Raw genomic sequence first — 15,415 nt, forward strand, 5'->3', positions numbered from 1 at the left:
AAATACGGCCTCTGACTCCTGGAATTCCTCACCTTTTGCGTTTTTGAAGCGCGTGGCCGACCGTTTCGGGTCATTCCAGGTGATTCCGACTGCTTCGGGTGATAGATCGGCGTACCAGGCGACTCACCTTGATGGTTGATCGCCTGGAATTCCTCACCTTCAGCGCTTTTTGCCTGCGTGCGGTGAAGCGGCGATGCGCGCCGCGTCTCACCCTCGACGCGCATCTCCTGGAACGTCTCACCGATACTTCTGCAACTCCGGATCCGTGATCGGCTGCTCGGGCAGATTGAGCAGGCCCGGCAGCGCGCTCAGCTTCGGCACGCCGTCATAGTCGGCCCAGCGGCCGCCCGAACCTTGGTAGATGATCGACGGCGTGCCCTGAAAACCGAGGTCCTGGAACAACTGCATATTGCTGTCGAGTTGCGCTTTCGCCGCGGCGGGAATGGTGGCGAGCGGCGCGATGCCGCCCGATTCGTCCTTCTCGTTGTAGCGCGTTTCCAGCACCTTCAGGAGCGCCGCGCGGTCTTTCGCCTGCAATAGCGCAGCCGCCTTGCCCGGCGAATCGGGCTTGAGGAAGCCCATCGGAATCCAGTGCACCTGCAGGCCCGCCGCTTCATACGGTTGCAGCGCCTTCCACACCAGGTGACAGAAAATACAGTTCGGGTCCATGAAGACGTAAAGCGTCGACTTGACGTTCGCGCCGCTCGCGCCTTCGACGATCGCGCTCGCGCTCTGGAATCGCGCGGCTGCCGTGGCGGGCAGCCAGACGGTCGCGGGATCGTCCGCGGCCATGGTGGGCGCCGCCGCGCCGAATGCGCTCGCGGCGATCAGAATGCTGATCCACTTCTTCATTATTCACCTCAGGTTCGTTCCGCGCGCGTCGAATGCAGGCGCGTTGCCCGCGCGCGGAGCCCGTATCTTATGGCGCAGACGTGGCCCGCCCCTGACGCGAACCTGGCAGAAATGTCAGGAGGCGCGACCAGGCGATCGAAGGTGAGAGTTTGCGGGACGCTGCGCGACTCGAAATCGGCGAGCGACGAATTGGCGATGCGCAATGTTTGAATGCGCAATGCGCGCGATTTTCCGTCGCGACGACGGCCGGCAAATGCGTTGTGATTCTTCACCCAGATATCGCCCGGCAATTTAATCTGGAATGCAAATTAATTTGAAGTCAATCGATTCGATACCCGGTCTCGCGTTTCGGTAAGCCGACGCATCGCGCTTCCTTTCGCGATCGCAAACTTCGCTACCGCATTCGACCGATTCTTTCGCCGCCCTTTCTCTCGCGCGGCGGGCGATTTCTCGAATCCTGCCCTGAAACAAGGCATATTACGCATCCCGCATGACGCTCGCCTCGCGGCGGTCGGCCTATGCGCGATGCAATGCGCTCCGCATCATCCGCTCATCGCACACGTTCCGCACGTGCGACACGTGTCGCGCGCAGGCGCGGCGCGGGCGAGCGCAGCTATCAACATTGACAGGGTAAAGGGGCCTGCGCTTCACATCCGGCATGGCAGGACGTTTCCGCCAGTGAGTCGCCACACCACATCAAGAAAGGCAAGGACGTCATGCCAGCCGCCAAAGACCATTACGGGGTTCGCTCATTCGCGTTGCTACAGGGGCTGCCCGAATCACTCGTGCAGCATATCGACGAACGCCTCACGCCCTGGCCCGCTCAACGCAGCCGGCTGTTGTTCTTCAAGGGCGATACGGAGAATTTCGTCGCCTTCGTGCATCGCGGACACATCTATCACACGCTGCACGAGCCGGGCGGGCGCGAAATCATCCTCGACTACACGCTCGCGGGCGGGCTTGTCGGCGAGAGTGCGCTGCTGCATCCGCGTCGGCGCAGCTTCAATGCGCAACTGAGTCCCGACTGCGAGATCTCGCTGCTGCACGAAGCGCATTTCGCCGTGTTGCAGGCCAATCCGCTCTTCATGCTGCGCGTCCAGCAACTGCTCTGCAATCGCCTCGAGCAACTGAGCGACTTCGTGGAATCGGCCTGCCTGTACCGGCTCGAAGCGCGGCTCGCGCGCCATCTGCTCACGCGCATGGGCGACGGCGAGCGACACGAAGTCCGTCTGCCTGGCAATCAAAGCATCATGGCCGCGATGCTCAACGTGAGCCGGCCGCGCCTGAATTCGCTGCTGCAACGCTGGCAGCGCGAAGGGCTGATCCGGCCGCAGGCACACATGCTGTGCATCGAAAATCCGGAGCGCCTTCGCCATATCGCCACGGCCGGATGAAGCACGCTGCATGGGCATCGCGCGCGTTGTTACGTACGCGACTGCTTTCTTCACACGATTGGCCGGATCCTGCTGATTCCATCCACGGAGGACGCAGAATGAACATCACAACTTGTGGCGGCGACGAGACCACGGCCTACCGCGAGCAATTCGATTGCACCTGGAGAGATGTGCAAGGCAAGTTGCGCCGACGCGCGCGTCTGCTATGCAAGGGCGATCCCTCGCGCGCCGACGATCTGCTCTCCGACACCGCGCTGAAAGTCCATCTCTACATGCAGCGCTCCCCGGATCGCGTGAAGAACCTCGCGGGCTTTTTCTTTCTCGCACTCAACCATGCCTTTCTCGATCATGCGCGCCGACGCGGCCGCGAGGATCGCGTGATCGAGCACGGCGCCGAATGGGAAGACGAGCAGTGCATTGCCGTCGCCGATCGCGCGCTGCCCATCGATCAGCAACTCGCGCTCAAGCAGCAACTCGCGCGCATGGAGGCAGCCGTCGCCGAACTCGCGCCCGCGCAACGCACGCTGTTCGCCCTGAAATTCGAGGATGAACTGCCGTATCCGCAAATCGCCGACACGCTCGGCATCAGCGAGGCGCTCGCACGCAAGCGCGTCGAACTGCTGCGCAAAAAACTGCGCCAGAAGCTCGACTAGGCGCGCCGCGCATGCGCGTCGCCCGCCGGCTTCGCAGCCTTCACAAGCACGCCGGCGATGCGTCCGTATTCAGGCAAACCACGCAGCGCGATGCCAGTCGCCTCGCGCTTTCCGCCACCCCCATGCCGTACTTAAGGAGTCGTCATGGCAGACAACACCGCCGTCAACGGCCAGATCACCGACGCCGTCACCCAAACCAACGTCAAGGTCGTGGCCGAAGCCCCGGCCCAGGCGCTCGCTTCGCTCTATCAGTTCGCCAGTCATTCGGCGGGCCTGTCGTTGCAGAACGCCGTGCACAGCCAACAGGCGCTGAACCAGATTTCCAGCGCCGTGATTTCCAAGGCCGTGACGATGATTCTCGCCGTCGGCGACAAGAGCTGACGCGCGTGCGGAGACCTGAACCATGAGCCTCAAGGACCTCTTTGGCGGCAAGTCCGCCGCGAACGCCGCCAGCGCCGCACCGCCCACACCGCCGCCCGCTGCGGCGTCGCCCTCATCGTCGGCCTCATCACCTGAGGCTGGCGCGACGTCAGGCGCGGACAACGCCGGCGCGACCGCCGCGAGTCAAAGCGCCACCGGCACGGCAAACGGCGGCGCGGCGACCGCCGGCCCGTCCACGGCACCGGCCACCCCGCCCACCCCGGCGAGCCCGCCCGCGAGTCCGCTTGCGGGCTTCACCGCGCAGATGCAAGGCGGCGCGGCCGCTGCGCCCGCCACCGACGCGCTCAACAGTCAGATCGTGCAGGCGGTCCAGTTGACCAACGCCGAGACGACCGCCTACGCGAGCAGCCAGATCGCCGCCGGTCCGAACATGATGATCAGCCAGGCGAGCGGACTCGTCGCGCAGTCGGCCGCGAACTACTTCGACGGTGCGAGCAAGCTCGCGCTCGCCAGCAAGAGCGTGCTGCTCAAGAACATGACCGAGAAGCTGCTCCAGGAAGACATCAAGGGCGCGGCCGAGGATGCGCTCGGCGTGCTGATCACCGATCTGCTGGTCGGCACGGCGGCGGCCGTCGCGGCGGCCGCAGGCGCCATCGAAGGCGAATCCGCGCATTTCGCGCTCGAAAAGATCGACCAGAGCATCAACAAGTATCAGTCGCTGCTGGACCGCAAGGGCGGCTAGCCGACCCATTCCATCAACAGGAGAACGACATGCTCGACCTACATTCGCTCGTGCTCGGCGGCGGCGGCGCCAAAGGCGTGGTCTACCCCAAGGCGCTTCAGAAACTGCATCGCGACCGCCAGATCGATCTGCGCGCCGTGCCCCACGTGGCGGGCGCGAGCGCGGGCGCGCTGACCGGCTTCATCCTCGCGCTCGGCGGCACGCCCGAAGCGATCGCACGTCTTTCGCCGACCATCAGCGAAGCGCTGCCCTTCGCGACCAAATCGTTCGCGAATCGCAGCGAAAAGCGCATCGCCCTGAGCCGCGCGTCGACCGTCGTCGACTACGCGGCCGACAAGCTCGACGGCTCGGCGATTCCCTCGGTGCTGATGATCTGGGCCGAAACCGCGCTGCTGCAACTGATGCGCCGCATCGTCGAGCAAATCGACCTCGACGACGAAGGCGACAGCTACCTCGCGCTCGACGGCGAACGCTATTACCTGAACGAGCTGCATGGGCGCGGCATGGGCTGCTTCTGGGACTACGACGTCGACCCGGGCGGCCCGCACATCGCCGCGCTGCGCGCCGCGCTCGCCACCGGCCTGCGCGATCTGCGGCGCTTCGGCTGCTATCTTGTCGGCACGCATCACCGCATCGTCACCCTGCTGCGCGACGCGGGCATCGACGCCGGCTGGAAGCATCTGAGCGTCACGCTCACACGGCTCTATCCGGCGCAGGTCGACAGCGAGGCGCTCGCCGAGACCTTCGGCTCGCTGAACTATGTGTCGACGCTGTTGCCTCCGGGAACGTGGTCGACCGATCGCAATCCCGTCCATAAGGCGTTCGTGCGTCACGAAGGCGTCTGCCTGCTCGCGGCCGCGCAGGCGAGCGGCGCCTTTCCGCTGCTGTTCGCGGCGACACCGCTCGGGCCGTCGCCGTCGCTGCGCGACTTCCTCTACACGGATGGCGGCTGCATGAGCAACATGCCGATCGAAGCGCCCATCTTCGCGGACAGCATCATCGGCAGACCGCCCGCCGAGCGCGACATCCTCGCGATCGGTCTGAACGACGGCGACGAAGCGAGCAGCCTGCCCTCCGGCTGGCAGATGTGGGCCGTCCAGCGCCTGATGCTGCCGTCGGCGCACAAGACCATCGTCGTGCCCGCCGACAACTCGTTCTACGCGAACGCGCGGCGCGACATTTGCAGCATGCCGCCCGCCGCGCAAACCGAGCACGGCGCGTTGTTCCGCTTCAGCATGAAACCCGAAGGCGACTACCGCATCTTCTACGCGAGCAAATTGCCGGACGCACCGATTTCGCTGACGGCGGAAATTCCGACCGGCGCGCAAAGCCGCAGCGTGCAGGACGCCATCGACGCGTATGCGGACACCATCGCGCGCAATCTCGCGCAGCTCGTGCAGCAGGCCGGACAACCACGCGGCGGGCTGGTCTGGGGCGGACTGTAAGCAGCCGCTTGCGTTAGCGCCATCGCATCGATCGTGCTCGCGCGGTTTGGGTGGCACGATCGATGCCTCGTCGCTCCATCGATTATATTTTGGCATCCGAATTATTTTGATTCGATGCCTGCGTGGGTCGCTTGAAAATCGCGCTCCAAAACCGCGCTTCATGGCGGCTTCACGCGCGAGCTTCTTCCGCAACCCGTTAGCCGTTTTCACGGATCGACCGACATGTCTCCGCCCGCACCGGCATCGCGTCAAGAAGGGCCCCGCGCGGGCGGACTGCCTTCGCTGAGCCGCAGTCCGATTCATCTGCTGTCCGCGCTCGTCACGGTATCCGTCGACAAGCTGTGGGACAGCATGTTGCTCGACATGGCCAAAACGCTGCCGTTCGAGCAGAAAGCGCATTTCCTGCTGATCGTGGCGCTGTTGCTGTTCGTCGTCACCACGCTCAGCACGACGCTCACGCAGTCGAGAGTCGACTCGGACTCGCCCGGTGTCGCGCTCGCCAAAGGTCTCGCGATGGGCGTGCTCGCCAGCCTGCCCTACACCTTCAGCGCGACGGAAATGGATTTGCTGTTCATCGGCTGGTCGGGCATCAACGAGTTGCAGCAGCAGCATCGGAAGACTCGGCAGGACCCGAAGCCGGATCACCGCTTTTCCCCCACCCAACAGGAGAACGTCCCGTGGACTCCCTGATTTGCTTGTCGCGACGCCTCGCCGCCGCCCGATTCTCACGCCTCACACGCTTCACACGCTTCACGCTCGCCACATTCGCCACACTCGGCCTGCTGGCCGCCGGCAGCGCGCGAGCCGCGGACGCGCCGCCGTTGCCCGCCCTCGCTGCCGATGCAAGTCAGGTCACGGTCTCGGGCTTGTCGTCCGGCGCGTTCATGGCGGCGCAATTCAGCGTCGCCTATTCCCAGAGCGTGGCGGGCGCCGGCATTGTCGCGGGCGGCCCGTTTTACTGCGCGGGGCTCAATCCGAACGGCGGCCGCGACCGCTTTCTGATCACCGCAAGCACGCTCTGCATGACGCCGCCGGGCGCCGCGCCGTCCGGCGCCGCGGCATTCAAGGCCGCCCAGCGCTTCGCCGCCGACGGCCTGATCGACGACGTCGCGAACCTCAAGCGCCAGCGCCTGTATATCTTCACGGGCGCCTCGGACAAGATCGTCCTGCCGAAGGTCGTCGCGCAGACGCGCGCCTTCTACCGTAGCGCTGACGTCCCCGATGCGCAGATCGCCTATGTCGACACCATCAACGCCGGGCACGCGCTCATCACCGCGAACCGCAACGATCTGCCCTGCGCGGCCAACGCGCCGCCCAACCTCAACAACTGCAACTTCGTGCAGTCGCACGACATCCTGCGCCAGCTATATGGCGAACTCGCGCGACCGGCCACCAAGCTGAACGGCGAGCTGCTCGACTTCGATCAGACCGAGTTTTTCCAGGGCGCGCGCACGGGACTCGCCGATGTGGGCCACGTCTACATCCCCGCCGACTGCCTCACGCAGACATGCCGCGTGCACGTGGTCTTTCACGGCTGCACACAGGAGGACAGCCGCCTCGGCGATCGCTTCTTCACGACGACCGGCTACAACCAGATCGCGGACAGCAATCGCATCATCGTGCTCTATCCGCAGATCCGCACCGACAACCGGCGCAATCCGAAGGGCTGCTGGGACTTCTGGGGTTACACCAGCGACGATCCCGCGCACCCGGACTTCTTTATCAAATCGGCTCCGCAGATGTCCGCCATCGAGGCGATGGTGCAACGCCTTCTCAGCGCGCGCAAAGCAAAGGATGAACGATGAACCCTTCGACTTCACATCGCAGGCGCGCCGACGCCACCGGCGCTTGCGCCACGAACGGGGCTGCGGCTCCCGCGTCCGGGCCGCTCGCGGCCACGCTGTTCGGGCCGATCGCAGGCACCCTTGCCGAGCCGTTTCTGCAGGCGTTTCTGCGCTGGGCGCCCGCACCGACATTCGCGGCCCCGCCGCCGTCGGCCGCGCAATGGAAGCCATGGCTCAAGGCCGTGCTCGACTGGCGCGAGGCCGTCGGCGAGCGCATCGAGGACAACGCGTGGGAAGGGCCGCGCGCCTGGCATCAGCGCTACGACACGGCCGGGCTCGTCGAATTCGGACGGCAGGTCGCGCACACCACCCATCAACTCGGCAAGCAATGGCTCGACGCACAACTGCTCGCGGCGGCGCAGTGGCGCGAGCAAGGCTTCGCGCTGTTGCCGCAATGGCTCGATGCACGCGGCCAGGCCGACGCCGCGCTGATCGCCGGCGAAGCCCAGCAGGCGGCGCGCCGGCAATGGGACACGCAAAACGAAGCGCTGATGCAATGGTTCAGCGACGCGGGCCCCGCCTATCAAGCCTGTCTTCAGCAATGGCTCGACGACGATCCCGACGAGCGTCGCGCTCGTGCAGACGCCGACGCCAACGTCGACGCTCCCGCGCCCGATCCCGCTTGAACCAGCCTGATCCCGCCATCGACACATTCAGCGAGGAACCCTCATGAAAGCCAATTCCGCCGGTCTCGCACTCATCAAGCATTACGAAGGATTGCGCCTGATCGCGTACGCCGACGTGGTAGGCGTGCTGACGATCGGATACGGACACACGGGCGCCGATGTCACGCCGGGGCTCGTCATCACGCAGACGCACGCCAACCAGCTGCTCGGCGACGACCTCGCGCACTTCGAGAGCGGCGTCGGCAATCTCGTAGACGTGCCGCTCAACGCGAACCAGTTTTCGGCGCTCGTGAGCTTCAGCTACAACCTCGGGCTCGGCAATCTTCGCCAGTCGACGCTGCTGCGCTGCCTGAACCGCGGCGACTTCACGGCCGCCGCTAACCAGTTCCCACGCTGGGACCGCGCCGGCGGCCGGGAACTGACGGGCCTGCTCAAGCGACGTCAGGCCGAACAGGCGCTGTTTCTGACGCCACCCGCAAGCTGAGCGTTCACAACCGGCGCGCACGCAGCGTCCTGACCACGACAGGCGTGCGCGTTTCGCGTCTGTCCCGTCACGTTCACTCCCGGAGAATTCATCATGCAGAACGACCTGAACCAGATCCACGACGTCGCCACGAAACTGCTCGGCAGCCATCTGGCCCAATGGGGCGAAGCGATCCTCAACGCTTCGGCCGGTCACGACGACAACAAATACCTCGGCGTGCTGCACGCGCTGCTGTCGGTGCGCAACGCGCTCGAGCCGTTCGTCGGCGGCCACGCGCAGGACGCGAGTCATGGCTGATGCCGCGCTCAACCCCGCGCTGCGCCAGATCGCCGAGCAGTATCTGAACCGCTCGCTCGAAGCCCAGGAAGAAGCCACCTTGCTGCGGCTCCAGCAAGGCTTCCAGGGCCAGGCAGCGACGCCGTCCGCGACGCAGTCGCTCGACGCCGTCGAGCAGGCGCGTCGTCAGGTGCAGGCCGCCATCGGTCAGGGACAGGCGCAGGCGGCGTCCGGCATGCGCACCCTCCTCGAGACGATCCAGACCAGCTCCGCTCAGGCGCTCGAAGTCCAGGACAGAGAGGAACAGGCGATTCTCGCGCTGCTCGAGCACTGCAAGACGCTCTCCGATCTGCGGCCCGCGGCGCTCAATCCCGAACTCGCGCAATTGCAGCCCGGCAACCAGCTTGCGCTCACGCAGATCGCCGCGCATCTGGCCGGCCTCGCGAAACAGGAAGTCGAGCAGTGCTTCAACCAGCAATTCGGGCCGCTCGTCACGCAGTTGCAGGACCTGATCCAGCGAATCAACGCGCAGGAAGCGGCGAAGGCCGCGCCCGGCAACAACGGCGGTCTCGACAACGGCGGCGCGAACGCTCCCGCCGTGCCGAACCACGCGGGCAATCCCGCTGCAGGCAGCACGACGAACGCTGGCGCAGCGACGCAAAACACCCAGACCGAGCAGGCAAGCGGTGTTCACGAGCCGTCCGGCGGCTCGTCCATGCAGTAGCACGGCGCGACGCGCAACGCTGCCGCCCGTCGGCGCCGTGCATCCACACTTCAACCTCAAGGAGCAACACCATGTCTTTCCCGACCTCTGTCAACGACCAGATCACGGACGCCGTCACGCAATCGAACGTCAAGGTGCTCGGCGAATCGCCGGCGATGGCCATCGGCTCGCTGTACCAGACGATGGCGCACTCGACGGGCATCCTGTTCGAGAACTCGGTCTCGGCGCAGCAGCAACAGAACACGCTCACGCAGGCCGCCTCGAACATGGGCGTCATGCAGATCTACAGCATGGATACGATGGCCGGCGCCGCGGGCACGGAGAAAGTCGCCCAGGGCGGCGTCGCCGACAACCTGACGAGCCTGCTCACCGTGTTGCAATCGTTCCGCCGCTGATCGACTGCCTCGACACCGGAGCTGAACCATGGCCTACACCACCGCCGTCAACTCGCAGATCACCGACGCCGTCACGCAGGCGAACGTCAACGTGCTCGCGCAGGCACCCGCGCTCGCGCTCGGCTCGCTGTTCCAGAGCCTCGCGCACTCGACCGGCATTCTGTACGAGAACACGGTCTCGGCGCAGCAGCAGCAAAACACGCTCGCGCAAGCCGGCGCGAACATGGGCGTCATGCAGATCTACAGCGTCGACACGATGGCCGACGCCGCCAGCACCGAAAAGGTGAGCCAGGGCGGCGTTTCCGACAACCTGACCAGCCTGCTCGCCACGATGCAGGCCTTCCAGAACCGCTGATCGCGCGCTGAGCGCGTGCAGAGCGCGCGCGGCCGCTGTCTCAAAGGAGAACTCAAATGACCTTTCCGACTTCCGTGAATAACCAGATCACCGACGCCGTTACGCAATCGAACGTGAAGGTGCTCGGCGAAGCGCCCGCCATGGCGATGGGCTCGATTTACCAGACCATGGCGCACTCGACCGGCATTCTGTTCGAGAACGCGGTGTCGGCGCAGCAGCAACAGAACACGCTCGCGCAGGCCGCTGCGAATCAAGGCGTGATGCAGATCTACAGCATGAACACGATGGCCGGCGCGGCCGCCACCGAAAAGGTCTCGCAGGCCGGCATCGCCGACAACCTGACGAGCCTGCTCACCGTGCTGCAAAGCTTCCAGAATCGCTGACTTCCCTCGTTCCGCGGCCGGCAACGCCCGACGCCTGCTGCGGAACGCGTCCTTTGCCCTGCGTACGTGGCGCGTAGCAGGGCTTTTTTACCGCCTTTGGAGACGGATCATGACGATTCATCGAGTTTATGTGCGCGGCCATGGCGGCCTCGACAAGGGCCCGCTTCCGCCAGCCGCCGACGCGCCGATCGACATCGTGACCGTCGGCGAGTTCGGCTGCACGATGTCCGGCCAGGTCGCCGACGCCTATATCTACGGCCACGTCACCCGCGCGGGCATCGCCAACGATATCGAATCGGCGCGGATCATCTACTGGACATTCGAACAGAGCGACGCCTACGACGGAAGCGGCGATCTCGACCTGCCGAAGCCACCGCTGAATGTCACGCCCGAAGAAAGCGCGACGCACAACCTCGTGTTGCAGGGCGACGGCGGCCTCGGCGAATGCGGCGTCTGCTACTGGAGCGCCGCGAGTTCGGAACTGCGCTGGCTCGTTGAACTCGGCGACGGCGACGAAATCACGCTGGCGCAGATTCTCGACTTGCTGCGCAATCTGCCGCTCGCCCCCGACGACGCGATCGAGCTTTACTGGACGGCCTGCATGAGCGCGAAATACTGGCGCGGCTCGCGCAAGCGCGTGTCTTTCAAACCCCAGTAGTATTCGCGTCGCGACGCCGTATATTCCGCGCTGTCGCTCCTGAATACGCTCACCTTGGTCTTGCATGGCGGCGAAACGGACGGCGGTCGGTGAGCGTACACCGACCGAATGGATCACCCGCGACGCAGATTCACCGGTCCGTCCGGCATCGCGGCTTCATCGCGGCTTTCACGAATCGCGACACGCGCACTAGAACTTGAACCGCAACTGAAACCCGACCGTAAACGGCAGGTCGTCGGAAGGAATCGGCGGAATGACGATGAAGTTCACACCCACGCGCTTGTACGCGACCATCACGATCGGCGCGACGACCGGACCGACTGTGTGATTACGTCCGAGCCCCCAGTTGCCGTAGTTGTAGCCGGAGATGATGCCGCCCATCGCCGCGAGCCGCACGAAGCCCCAATGCAGGAATTCGGGCGCCCAGACCGCGCCGCCGTACCACGACGGCCGACGCAGCGAGTTGCGGAAACCGCCCGCTGTGAGCGCCCAGGTATCGCTCGGCCAGCATTCGATGCCGAGACCCGGATTGAACTGCTCGAAGTCTTTGTCGGGATGGATGTGATACGAGCCGACCATGGCGTCGACCCAGAGCCCCGCGCCGCACCAGTCGGCCGCGCGCGCGCTGCTTGCCGCGCCGAATGTGCCAAGTGTGCCGAACACGGCGCCGAATGCGAACAGCAGCCATGCCGCGACCTGCCGTCGAAGCGGCCTGGTGCGCTTGCGCGTATCGGTTGCTGTGATGCCGCTCGTCCCTGTGATGCCATTGCGCGCTTGCCCAAACCGCATGGATTCTCCGTCCTCGCTCGCGGCGGATCGCATGGTCCGCGCGCTCGCTGTCTTGTTCTTCGATGGCGACGGCAAACTGTACCGCAAGGCGCTGCGCACGCCTATCGGCTCTGTCGAGCACACGCTCGGATCGCGTCTTGCGGCCGGCCTGCCGTATCGCCTGTTCGCCGACGACACGCGGCGGCGCGACCCATCATGCCAGCCCGATGAGTCGCGCCGATGAACGCGAAGAAGAACGCAAGGAACAGCGGATAACGCGCGGCTCAGAGTCCGAGTTCGCTCAGGCCCGGATGATCGTCGGGACGGCGGCCGAGCGGCCAGTGATAGAGTCGGTCGGCCTCGCGGATCGGCAGATCGTTGATGCACGCGAAGCGGCGCGCCATCAGGCCGTGCTCGTCGAACTCCCAGTTCTCGTTGCCGTACGAGCGGAACCAGTTGCCCGAATCGTCGTGCCATTCGTAGGCGAAACGCACCGCGATGCGATTCTCGGTGTACGCCCACAGTTCCTTGATGAGCCGATAGTCGAGCTCGCGCGCCCACTTGCGCGCGAGAAAACCGACGATGGCCTCGCGCCCCGTGACGAATTCCGCGCGATTGCGCCACACGCTTTGCGGCGTATAGGCCAGCGAAACGCGCTGCGGATCGCGCGAATTCCAGCCGTCTTCCGCGCCGCGCACCTTCTGGATGGCGGTTTCGCGCGTGAACGGCGGCAGCGGCGGACGGACTTCGGCGGTGCTCTGGACGGGATCACTCATGTTCGGACTCCTGGGAACGGGCGGCGCGCCGGGTTGGCGTCCGCGAAAACTTGTGGGATGAGCCGGTGGAAAGCGGCGTCGGCTTACGGCGCGAGCGCGTCGAGCATCACCTGGGCGGCGGCGCGGGCGTCGAGCGCCGCGTCGGCTTCGCCGCTGACGAGCGCCACGCCGATCGCGCCGTCGATCAGGATCAGCCATTGACGCGCGAGCCGCGCCGCCACGCGACGGTCCGCGCCCGCGGCGGCGGCCCATTCATCGCTCTGTTCGCGCACGAAAGCGAGCAGGCGCGCTTTGTGCTCGCGCGAGACGCGCCGGATCGGATCGTCCGGCGAAGCGATCTCACCCGCAGCGTTCAGAAACGCGCAGCCGTGAAAATCTTCCGACGCGAACCATTCGCGCAGTACGTCGAACATGGCCAGCAGCCGCGTACGCGGCGTGCGTCCGCGCTTGAGCGTGCCGTCGATGAACCAGCGCATCCAGCGCTCGTCGCGGCGTTCGAGCGCGGCGGCCACGAGCGCGTCCTTCGAATCGAAATAGGTGTAGAAACTCTTGCGCGCAGCGCCCGCCGCACGCACGATCGCATCGACGCCCGTGGCGTGGATGCCGCCCGCGTAGATCAACGCCTCGGCGGCTTCGAGCAGGCGCTCGCGGACGTCGGTGCTGGGTGCGTGATCGGTGGTGGTGTTCATGGCGTGGCTGCTTCTGGCTAACGGCGGGAATATCCGCGATTTCCGGAGAACGACCGTTCTCCATGACGCGTAGAGTAGAACGATCATTCTCCCGCGTCAAGCAGGTTTTCACACGCGGCCGCGCAATATGGAAAAATGGTGGACCGACGGAAGCTTCTCGCGCCGCCAAACGTAGTGAAGGAACGCGTATTGAAGTAACGCGCATTGCACGCGCACTGTCACGCGAATCGCCAGCCACTGGAGACATCATGAATCGACGTTCGATTGTTGCGTTCGCCGCCGCGTCGGCCGCCACATGCGCGCTGCTCGCCTGCACGCCGCTGCGCGTGGTGACGCACAGCGTGAGCGCGAGCGAAACCGCCGTGCCGGCGGGCGCCTACACGCTCGACGCGCATCACTGGGGCGTCGTGTTCGACGTCGATCATCTGCACTACACGCGTTTCGTGATGCGCTTCGACCGCGCGAGCGCGACGCTCGACTGGCGCGCGAACGGGCTCGACGATGCTGCGGTGAATGTCTCGATCGACGCCGCGAGTCTCGACACCAACGTGCCGGTGCTCGACCGCATGGTCACCGGCTCGCAGATGCTCGACGCGGCGCAACATCCGCAGATCCGCTTCGCGAGCACGCGCTTCGTGCGCGGCGCCGACGTGAACGGCAAGCCTGCGGGCAAACTCTCGGGGAATCTGACGATACGCGGCGTGACGCAACCGGTCACGCTCGACGTGGTGTTCAACGGCTACGCACCGAATCCGCTCACGAAGCAGCCGACGATCGGCTTCTCCGCACACGGTGCGTTCAGCCGCGCGAAGTTCGGTTTGTCGACGTGGTATCCGGCAGTGGGCGACGACGTCGACGTGCGTATCGAGGCGGAATTCGAACAGCAGGCGCAAGCCGCCGAACCCGCCTCGCAATAATCGCAGTGGCTCAGGCTGCGGCCTGCGACCAGTCGAGGATCACTTTGCCGCTTTCGCCCGAGAGCATGGCGGCGAAGCCTTTCTCGTAGTCGTCCACGCTGAAGCGGTGCGTGATGATCGGCGACAGATCCAGACCGCTCTGCAGCATCGCGACCATCTTGTACCAGGTCTCGAACATCTCGCGGCCATAAATACCCTTGATTTCAAGGCCTTTGAAGATGACCTGATTCCAGTCGATCGCGGTCTGCGCGGGCGGAATGCCGAGCAGCGCGACCTTGCCGCCGTGGTTCATCGCTTCGAGCAGCGCCGTGAAGGCACTCGGTACGCCCGACATTTCGAGGCCCACGTCGAAGCCCTCGGTCATGTGCAGGTCGGCCATCACGTCGCGCAGCGATTCGCGCGACACGTTCACCGCGCGCGTCGCGCCCATCTTGCGCGCGAGTTCGAGCCGGTAGTCGTTGACTTCGGTGATCACGACATTGCGCGCGCCCACGTGCTTCGCAATCGCCACGGCCATGATGCCGATCGGCCCCGCGCCCGTGATCAGCACATCCTCGCCGACCAGATTGAACGACAACGCCGTGTGCGTGGCATTGCCGAACGGATCGAAGATCGCGGCGAGATCGTCGGAAATTTCAGGCGGAATCTTGAACGCGTTGAAGGCCGGAATCACCAGATATTCGGCGAACGCGCCCTCGCGGTTCACGCCCACGCCCGTGGTGTTGCGGCACAGATGGCGACGCCCCGCGCGACAGTTGCGACAGAATCCGCAGGTGATGTGGCCTTCGCCCGAGACTCGGTCGCCAATCGCAAAACCACGTACTTCCTGGCCCATTTCGACAATTTCGCCGACGTATTCGTGACCCACGTGCATCGGTACCGGAATGGTTTTCTGCGCCCAGTCGTCCCACTTCCAGATATGAATGTCAGTGCCGCAGATCGCCGTCTTGCGAATCTTGATCATCACGTCGTTGTGGCCGACTTCGGGTTTCTTCACGCGTGTGAGCGTGAGGCCCGGCGCGCGTTCGAGTTTGGCAAGCGCTTTCATGATGG

General features: G+C 65.1%; 23 protein-coding genes. 17 read left to right on the forward strand and 6 right to left on the reverse strand.

Annotation, left to right across the window (positions count from 1 at the left end):
* Positions 1 to 237: 237 nt before the first annotated feature.
* Together SB764_RS06630 and SB764_RS06635 are read right to left on the reverse strand one after the other, a co-directional pair.
* A complete protein-coding gene (locus tag SB764_RS06630) occupies positions 238 to 852 on the reverse strand; it encodes a thioredoxin fold domain-containing protein (protein WP_065061689.1) in 615 nt (204 codons plus the stop codon).
* A gap of 8 nt (positions 853 to 860) precedes the next feature.
* On the reverse strand, positions 861 to 1,124 hold the full coding sequence (locus SB764_RS06635; protein WP_124260641.1) for a hypothetical protein: 264 nt from the start codon (positions 1,122 to 1,124) through the stop codon (positions 861 to 863).
* 444 nt (positions 1,125 to 1,568) lie between these two features.
* Between SB764_RS06635 and SB764_RS06640 the strand changes: the two genes are divergently transcribed.
* From SB764_RS06640 to SB764_RS06710, 15 genes are all read left to right on the forward strand, one after another.
* Complete coding sequence (locus SB764_RS06640) at positions 1,569 to 2,246, forward strand: Crp/Fnr family transcriptional regulator (protein WP_065061688.1); 678 nt, start codon at positions 1,569 to 1,571, stop codon at positions 2,244 to 2,246.
* 98 nt (positions 2,247 to 2,344) lie between these two features.
* Positions 2,345 to 2,899, forward strand: coding sequence for an RNA polymerase sigma factor (locus SB764_RS06645; protein ID WP_065061687.1), 555 nt, complete (start codon positions 2,345 to 2,347; stop codon positions 2,897 to 2,899).
* Positions 2,900 to 3,043: 144 nt separating this feature from the next.
* Positions 3,044 to 3,280, forward strand: a complete 237-nt coding sequence (locus SB764_RS06650; RefSeq protein ID WP_065061686.1) for a RebB family R body protein — start codon at positions 3,044 to 3,046, stop codon at positions 3,278 to 3,280.
* Positions 3,281 to 3,302: 22 nt separating this feature from the next.
* Complete coding sequence (locus SB764_RS06655; protein WP_237181388.1) at positions 3,303 to 4,022, forward strand: hypothetical protein; 720 nt, start codon at positions 3,303 to 3,305, stop codon at positions 4,020 to 4,022.
* A gap of 29 nt (positions 4,023 to 4,051) precedes the next feature.
* Positions 4,052 to 5,467 carry a patatin-like phospholipase family protein gene (locus SB764_RS06660; RefSeq protein ID WP_065061684.1) on the forward strand — a complete coding sequence of 472 codons (1,416 nt, stop codon included), beginning with the start codon at positions 4,052 to 4,054 and terminating at the stop codon, positions 5,465 to 5,467.
* A gap of 222 nt (positions 5,468 to 5,689) precedes the next feature.
* Positions 5,690 to 6,157, forward strand: a complete 468-nt coding sequence (locus SB764_RS06665) for a hypothetical protein (protein ID WP_074981136.1) — start codon at positions 5,690 to 5,692, stop codon at positions 6,155 to 6,157.
* Positions 6,145 to 7,272 (forward strand): poly(3-hydroxybutyrate) depolymerase, encoded by a 1,128-nt coding sequence (locus tag SB764_RS06670; protein ID WP_410863020.1) that lies wholly within the window; start codon positions 6,145 to 6,147, stop codon positions 7,270 to 7,272. Before SB764_RS06665 ends, SB764_RS06670 begins: the two co-directional genes overlap by 13 nt.
* On the forward strand, positions 7,269 to 7,937 hold the full coding sequence (locus SB764_RS06675; RefSeq protein ID WP_065061681.1) for a hypothetical protein: 669 nt from the start codon (positions 7,269 to 7,271) through the stop codon (positions 7,935 to 7,937). Before SB764_RS06670 ends, SB764_RS06675 begins: the two co-directional genes overlap by 4 nt.
* Before the next feature lie 43 nt (positions 7,938 to 7,980).
* Positions 7,981 to 8,421: a lysozyme gene (locus SB764_RS06680; protein ID WP_110325834.1), complete on the forward strand. Its 441-nt coding sequence runs from the start codon at positions 7,981 to 7,983 to the stop codon at positions 8,419 to 8,421.
* A 93-nt stretch (positions 8,422 to 8,514) separates the two neighbouring features.
* The gene (locus tag SB764_RS06685) at positions 8,515 to 8,718 is read left to right on the forward strand and encodes a hypothetical protein (protein WP_065061679.1); all 204 of its coding nucleotides are present in this window, start codon (positions 8,515 to 8,517) and stop codon (positions 8,716 to 8,718) included.
* Complete coding sequence (locus SB764_RS06690; RefSeq protein WP_065061678.1) at positions 8,711 to 9,421, forward strand: hypothetical protein; 711 nt, start codon at positions 8,711 to 8,713, stop codon at positions 9,419 to 9,421. The genes SB764_RS06685 and SB764_RS06690 overlap by 8 nt, the downstream gene beginning before the upstream one ends.
* A 71-nt stretch (positions 9,422 to 9,492) precedes the next feature.
* Positions 9,493 to 9,816, forward strand: coding sequence for a RebB family R body protein (locus tag SB764_RS06695; RefSeq protein ID WP_065061677.1), 324 nt, complete (start codon positions 9,493 to 9,495; stop codon positions 9,814 to 9,816).
* Positions 9,817 to 9,844: 28 nt separating this feature from the next.
* Positions 9,845 to 10,171, forward strand: a complete 327-nt coding sequence (locus SB764_RS06700; RefSeq protein ID WP_065061676.1) for a RebB family R body protein — start codon at positions 9,845 to 9,847, stop codon at positions 10,169 to 10,171.
* A 56-nt stretch (positions 10,172 to 10,227) separates the two neighbouring features.
* Positions 10,228 to 10,554 (forward strand): RebB family R body protein, encoded by a 327-nt coding sequence (locus SB764_RS06705; protein ID WP_065061675.1) that lies wholly within the window; start codon positions 10,228 to 10,230, stop codon positions 10,552 to 10,554.
* Between the two features lie 109 nt (positions 10,555 to 10,663).
* Positions 10,664 to 11,212: a hypothetical protein gene (locus SB764_RS06710; protein ID WP_065061674.1), complete on the forward strand. Its 549-nt coding sequence runs from the start codon at positions 10,664 to 10,666 to the stop codon at positions 11,210 to 11,212.
* A gap of 189 nt (positions 11,213 to 11,401) precedes the next feature.
* Here SB764_RS06710 and SB764_RS06715 read toward each other — a convergent pair whose 3' ends face one another.
* The gene (locus SB764_RS06715) at positions 11,402 to 12,001 is read right to left on the reverse strand and encodes a hypothetical protein (RefSeq protein ID WP_234775122.1); all 600 of its coding nucleotides are present in this window, start codon (positions 11,999 to 12,001) and stop codon (positions 11,402 to 11,404) included.
* 31 nt (positions 12,002 to 12,032) lie between these two features.
* Here SB764_RS06715 and SB764_RS06720 point away from each other — a divergent pair, with 31 nt between their 5' ends.
* Positions 12,033 to 12,224, forward strand: coding sequence for a hypothetical protein (locus SB764_RS06720; protein ID WP_410863024.1), 192 nt, complete (start codon positions 12,033 to 12,035; stop codon positions 12,222 to 12,224).
* Between the two features lie 40 nt (positions 12,225 to 12,264).
* Here the strand turns inward: SB764_RS06720 and SB764_RS06725 are convergent, their stop codons facing one another.
* Positions 12,265 to 12,756, reverse strand: a complete 492-nt coding sequence (locus SB764_RS06725) for a DUF1348 family protein (protein WP_065061672.1) — start codon at positions 12,754 to 12,756, stop codon at positions 12,265 to 12,267.
* An 83-nt stretch (positions 12,757 to 12,839) separates the two neighbouring features.
* Positions 12,840 to 13,445, reverse strand: coding sequence for a TetR/AcrR family transcriptional regulator (locus tag SB764_RS06730; RefSeq protein WP_065061671.1), 606 nt, complete (start codon positions 13,443 to 13,445; stop codon positions 12,840 to 12,842).
* 248 nt (positions 13,446 to 13,693) lie between these two features.
* Between SB764_RS06730 and SB764_RS06735 the strand changes: the two genes are divergently transcribed.
* A complete protein-coding gene (locus tag SB764_RS06735) occupies positions 13,694 to 14,362 on the forward strand; it encodes a YceI family protein (protein ID WP_410863026.1) in 669 nt (222 codons plus the stop codon).
* A 10-nt stretch (positions 14,363 to 14,372) separates the two neighbouring features.
* Here SB764_RS06735 and tdh read toward each other — a convergent pair whose 3' ends face one another.
* Positions 14,373 to 15,410: an L-threonine 3-dehydrogenase gene (gene tdh / locus SB764_RS06740; RefSeq protein WP_410863028.1), complete on the reverse strand. Its 1,038-nt coding sequence runs from the start codon at positions 15,408 to 15,410 to the stop codon at positions 14,373 to 14,375.
* Between the last annotated feature and the right edge of the window lie 5 nt (positions 15,411 to 15,415).

This window comes from Paraburkholderia sp. SIMBA_027, assembly GCF_046535315.1.
Classification (GTDB): Bacteria; Pseudomonadota; Gammaproteobacteria; order Burkholderiales; family Burkholderiaceae; genus Paraburkholderia; species Paraburkholderia tropica.

Excerpts from the sequence above, each read along its gene's own strand:
- SB764_RS06700 (WP_065061676.1), top strand. The coding sequence starts at position 9,845 with ATGGCCTACACCACCGCCGTCAACTCGCAGATCACCGACGCCGTCACG.
- SB764_RS06660 (WP_065061684.1), top strand. The coding sequence starts at position 4,052 with ATGCTCGACCTACATTCGCTCGTGCTCGGCGGCGGCGGCGCCAAAGGC.
- SB764_RS06665 (WP_074981136.1), top strand. The coding sequence starts at position 5,690 with ATGTCTCCGCCCGCACCGGCATCGCGTCAAGAAGGGCCCCGCGCGGGC.
- SB764_RS06710 (WP_065061674.1), top strand. The coding sequence starts at position 10,664 with ATGACGATTCATCGAGTTTATGTGCGCGGCCATGGCGGCCTCGACAAG.
- SB764_RS06645 (WP_065061687.1), top strand. The coding sequence starts at position 2,345 with ATGAACATCACAACTTGTGGCGGCGACGAGACCACGGCCTACCGCGAG.
- SB764_RS06720 (WP_410863024.1), top strand. The coding sequence starts at position 12,033 with ATGGTCCGCGCGCTCGCTGTCTTGTTCTTCGATGGCGACGGCAAACTG.
- SB764_RS06640 (WP_065061688.1), top strand. The coding sequence starts at position 1,569 with ATGCCAGCCGCCAAAGACCATTACGGGGTTCGCTCATTCGCGTTGCTA.
- SB764_RS06695 (WP_065061677.1), top strand. The coding sequence starts at position 9,493 with ATGTCTTTCCCGACCTCTGTCAACGACCAGATCACGGACGCCGTCACG.
- SB764_RS06735 (WP_410863026.1), top strand. The coding sequence starts at position 13,694 with ATGAATCGACGTTCGATTGTTGCGTTCGCCGCCGCGTCGGCCGCCACA.
- SB764_RS06650 (WP_065061686.1), top strand. The coding sequence starts at position 3,044 with ATGGCAGACAACACCGCCGTCAACGGCCAGATCACCGACGCCGTCACC.
- SB764_RS06685 (WP_065061679.1), top strand. The coding sequence starts at position 8,515 with ATGCAGAACGACCTGAACCAGATCCACGACGTCGCCACGAAACTGCTC.
- SB764_RS06730 (WP_065061671.1), bottom strand. The coding sequence starts at position 13,445 with ATGAACACCACCACCGATCACGCACCCAGCACCGACGTCCGCGAGCGC.
- SB764_RS06675 (WP_065061681.1), top strand. The coding sequence starts at position 7,269 with ATGAACCCTTCGACTTCACATCGCAGGCGCGCCGACGCCACCGGCGCT.
- SB764_RS06680 (WP_110325834.1), top strand. The coding sequence starts at position 7,981 with ATGAAAGCCAATTCCGCCGGTCTCGCACTCATCAAGCATTACGAAGGA.
- SB764_RS06630 (WP_065061689.1), bottom strand. The coding sequence starts at position 852 with ATGAAGAAGTGGATCAGCATTCTGATCGCCGCGAGCGCATTCGGCGCG.
- tdh (WP_410863028.1), bottom strand. The coding sequence starts at position 15,410 with ATGAAAGCGCTTGCCAAACTCGAACGCGCGCCGGGCCTCACGCTCACA.
- SB764_RS06715 (WP_234775122.1), bottom strand. The coding sequence starts at position 12,001 with ATGCGGTTTGGGCAAGCGCGCAATGGCATCACAGGGACGAGCGGCATC.
- SB764_RS06725 (WP_065061672.1), bottom strand. The coding sequence starts at position 12,756 with ATGAGTGATCCCGTCCAGAGCACCGCCGAAGTCCGTCCGCCGCTGCCG.
- SB764_RS06690 (WP_065061678.1), top strand. The coding sequence starts at position 8,711 with ATGGCTGATGCCGCGCTCAACCCCGCGCTGCGCCAGATCGCCGAGCAG.
- SB764_RS06705 (WP_065061675.1), top strand. The coding sequence starts at position 10,228 with ATGACCTTTCCGACTTCCGTGAATAACCAGATCACCGACGCCGTTACG.
- SB764_RS06655 (WP_237181388.1), top strand. The coding sequence starts at position 3,303 with ATGAGCCTCAAGGACCTCTTTGGCGGCAAGTCCGCCGCGAACGCCGCC.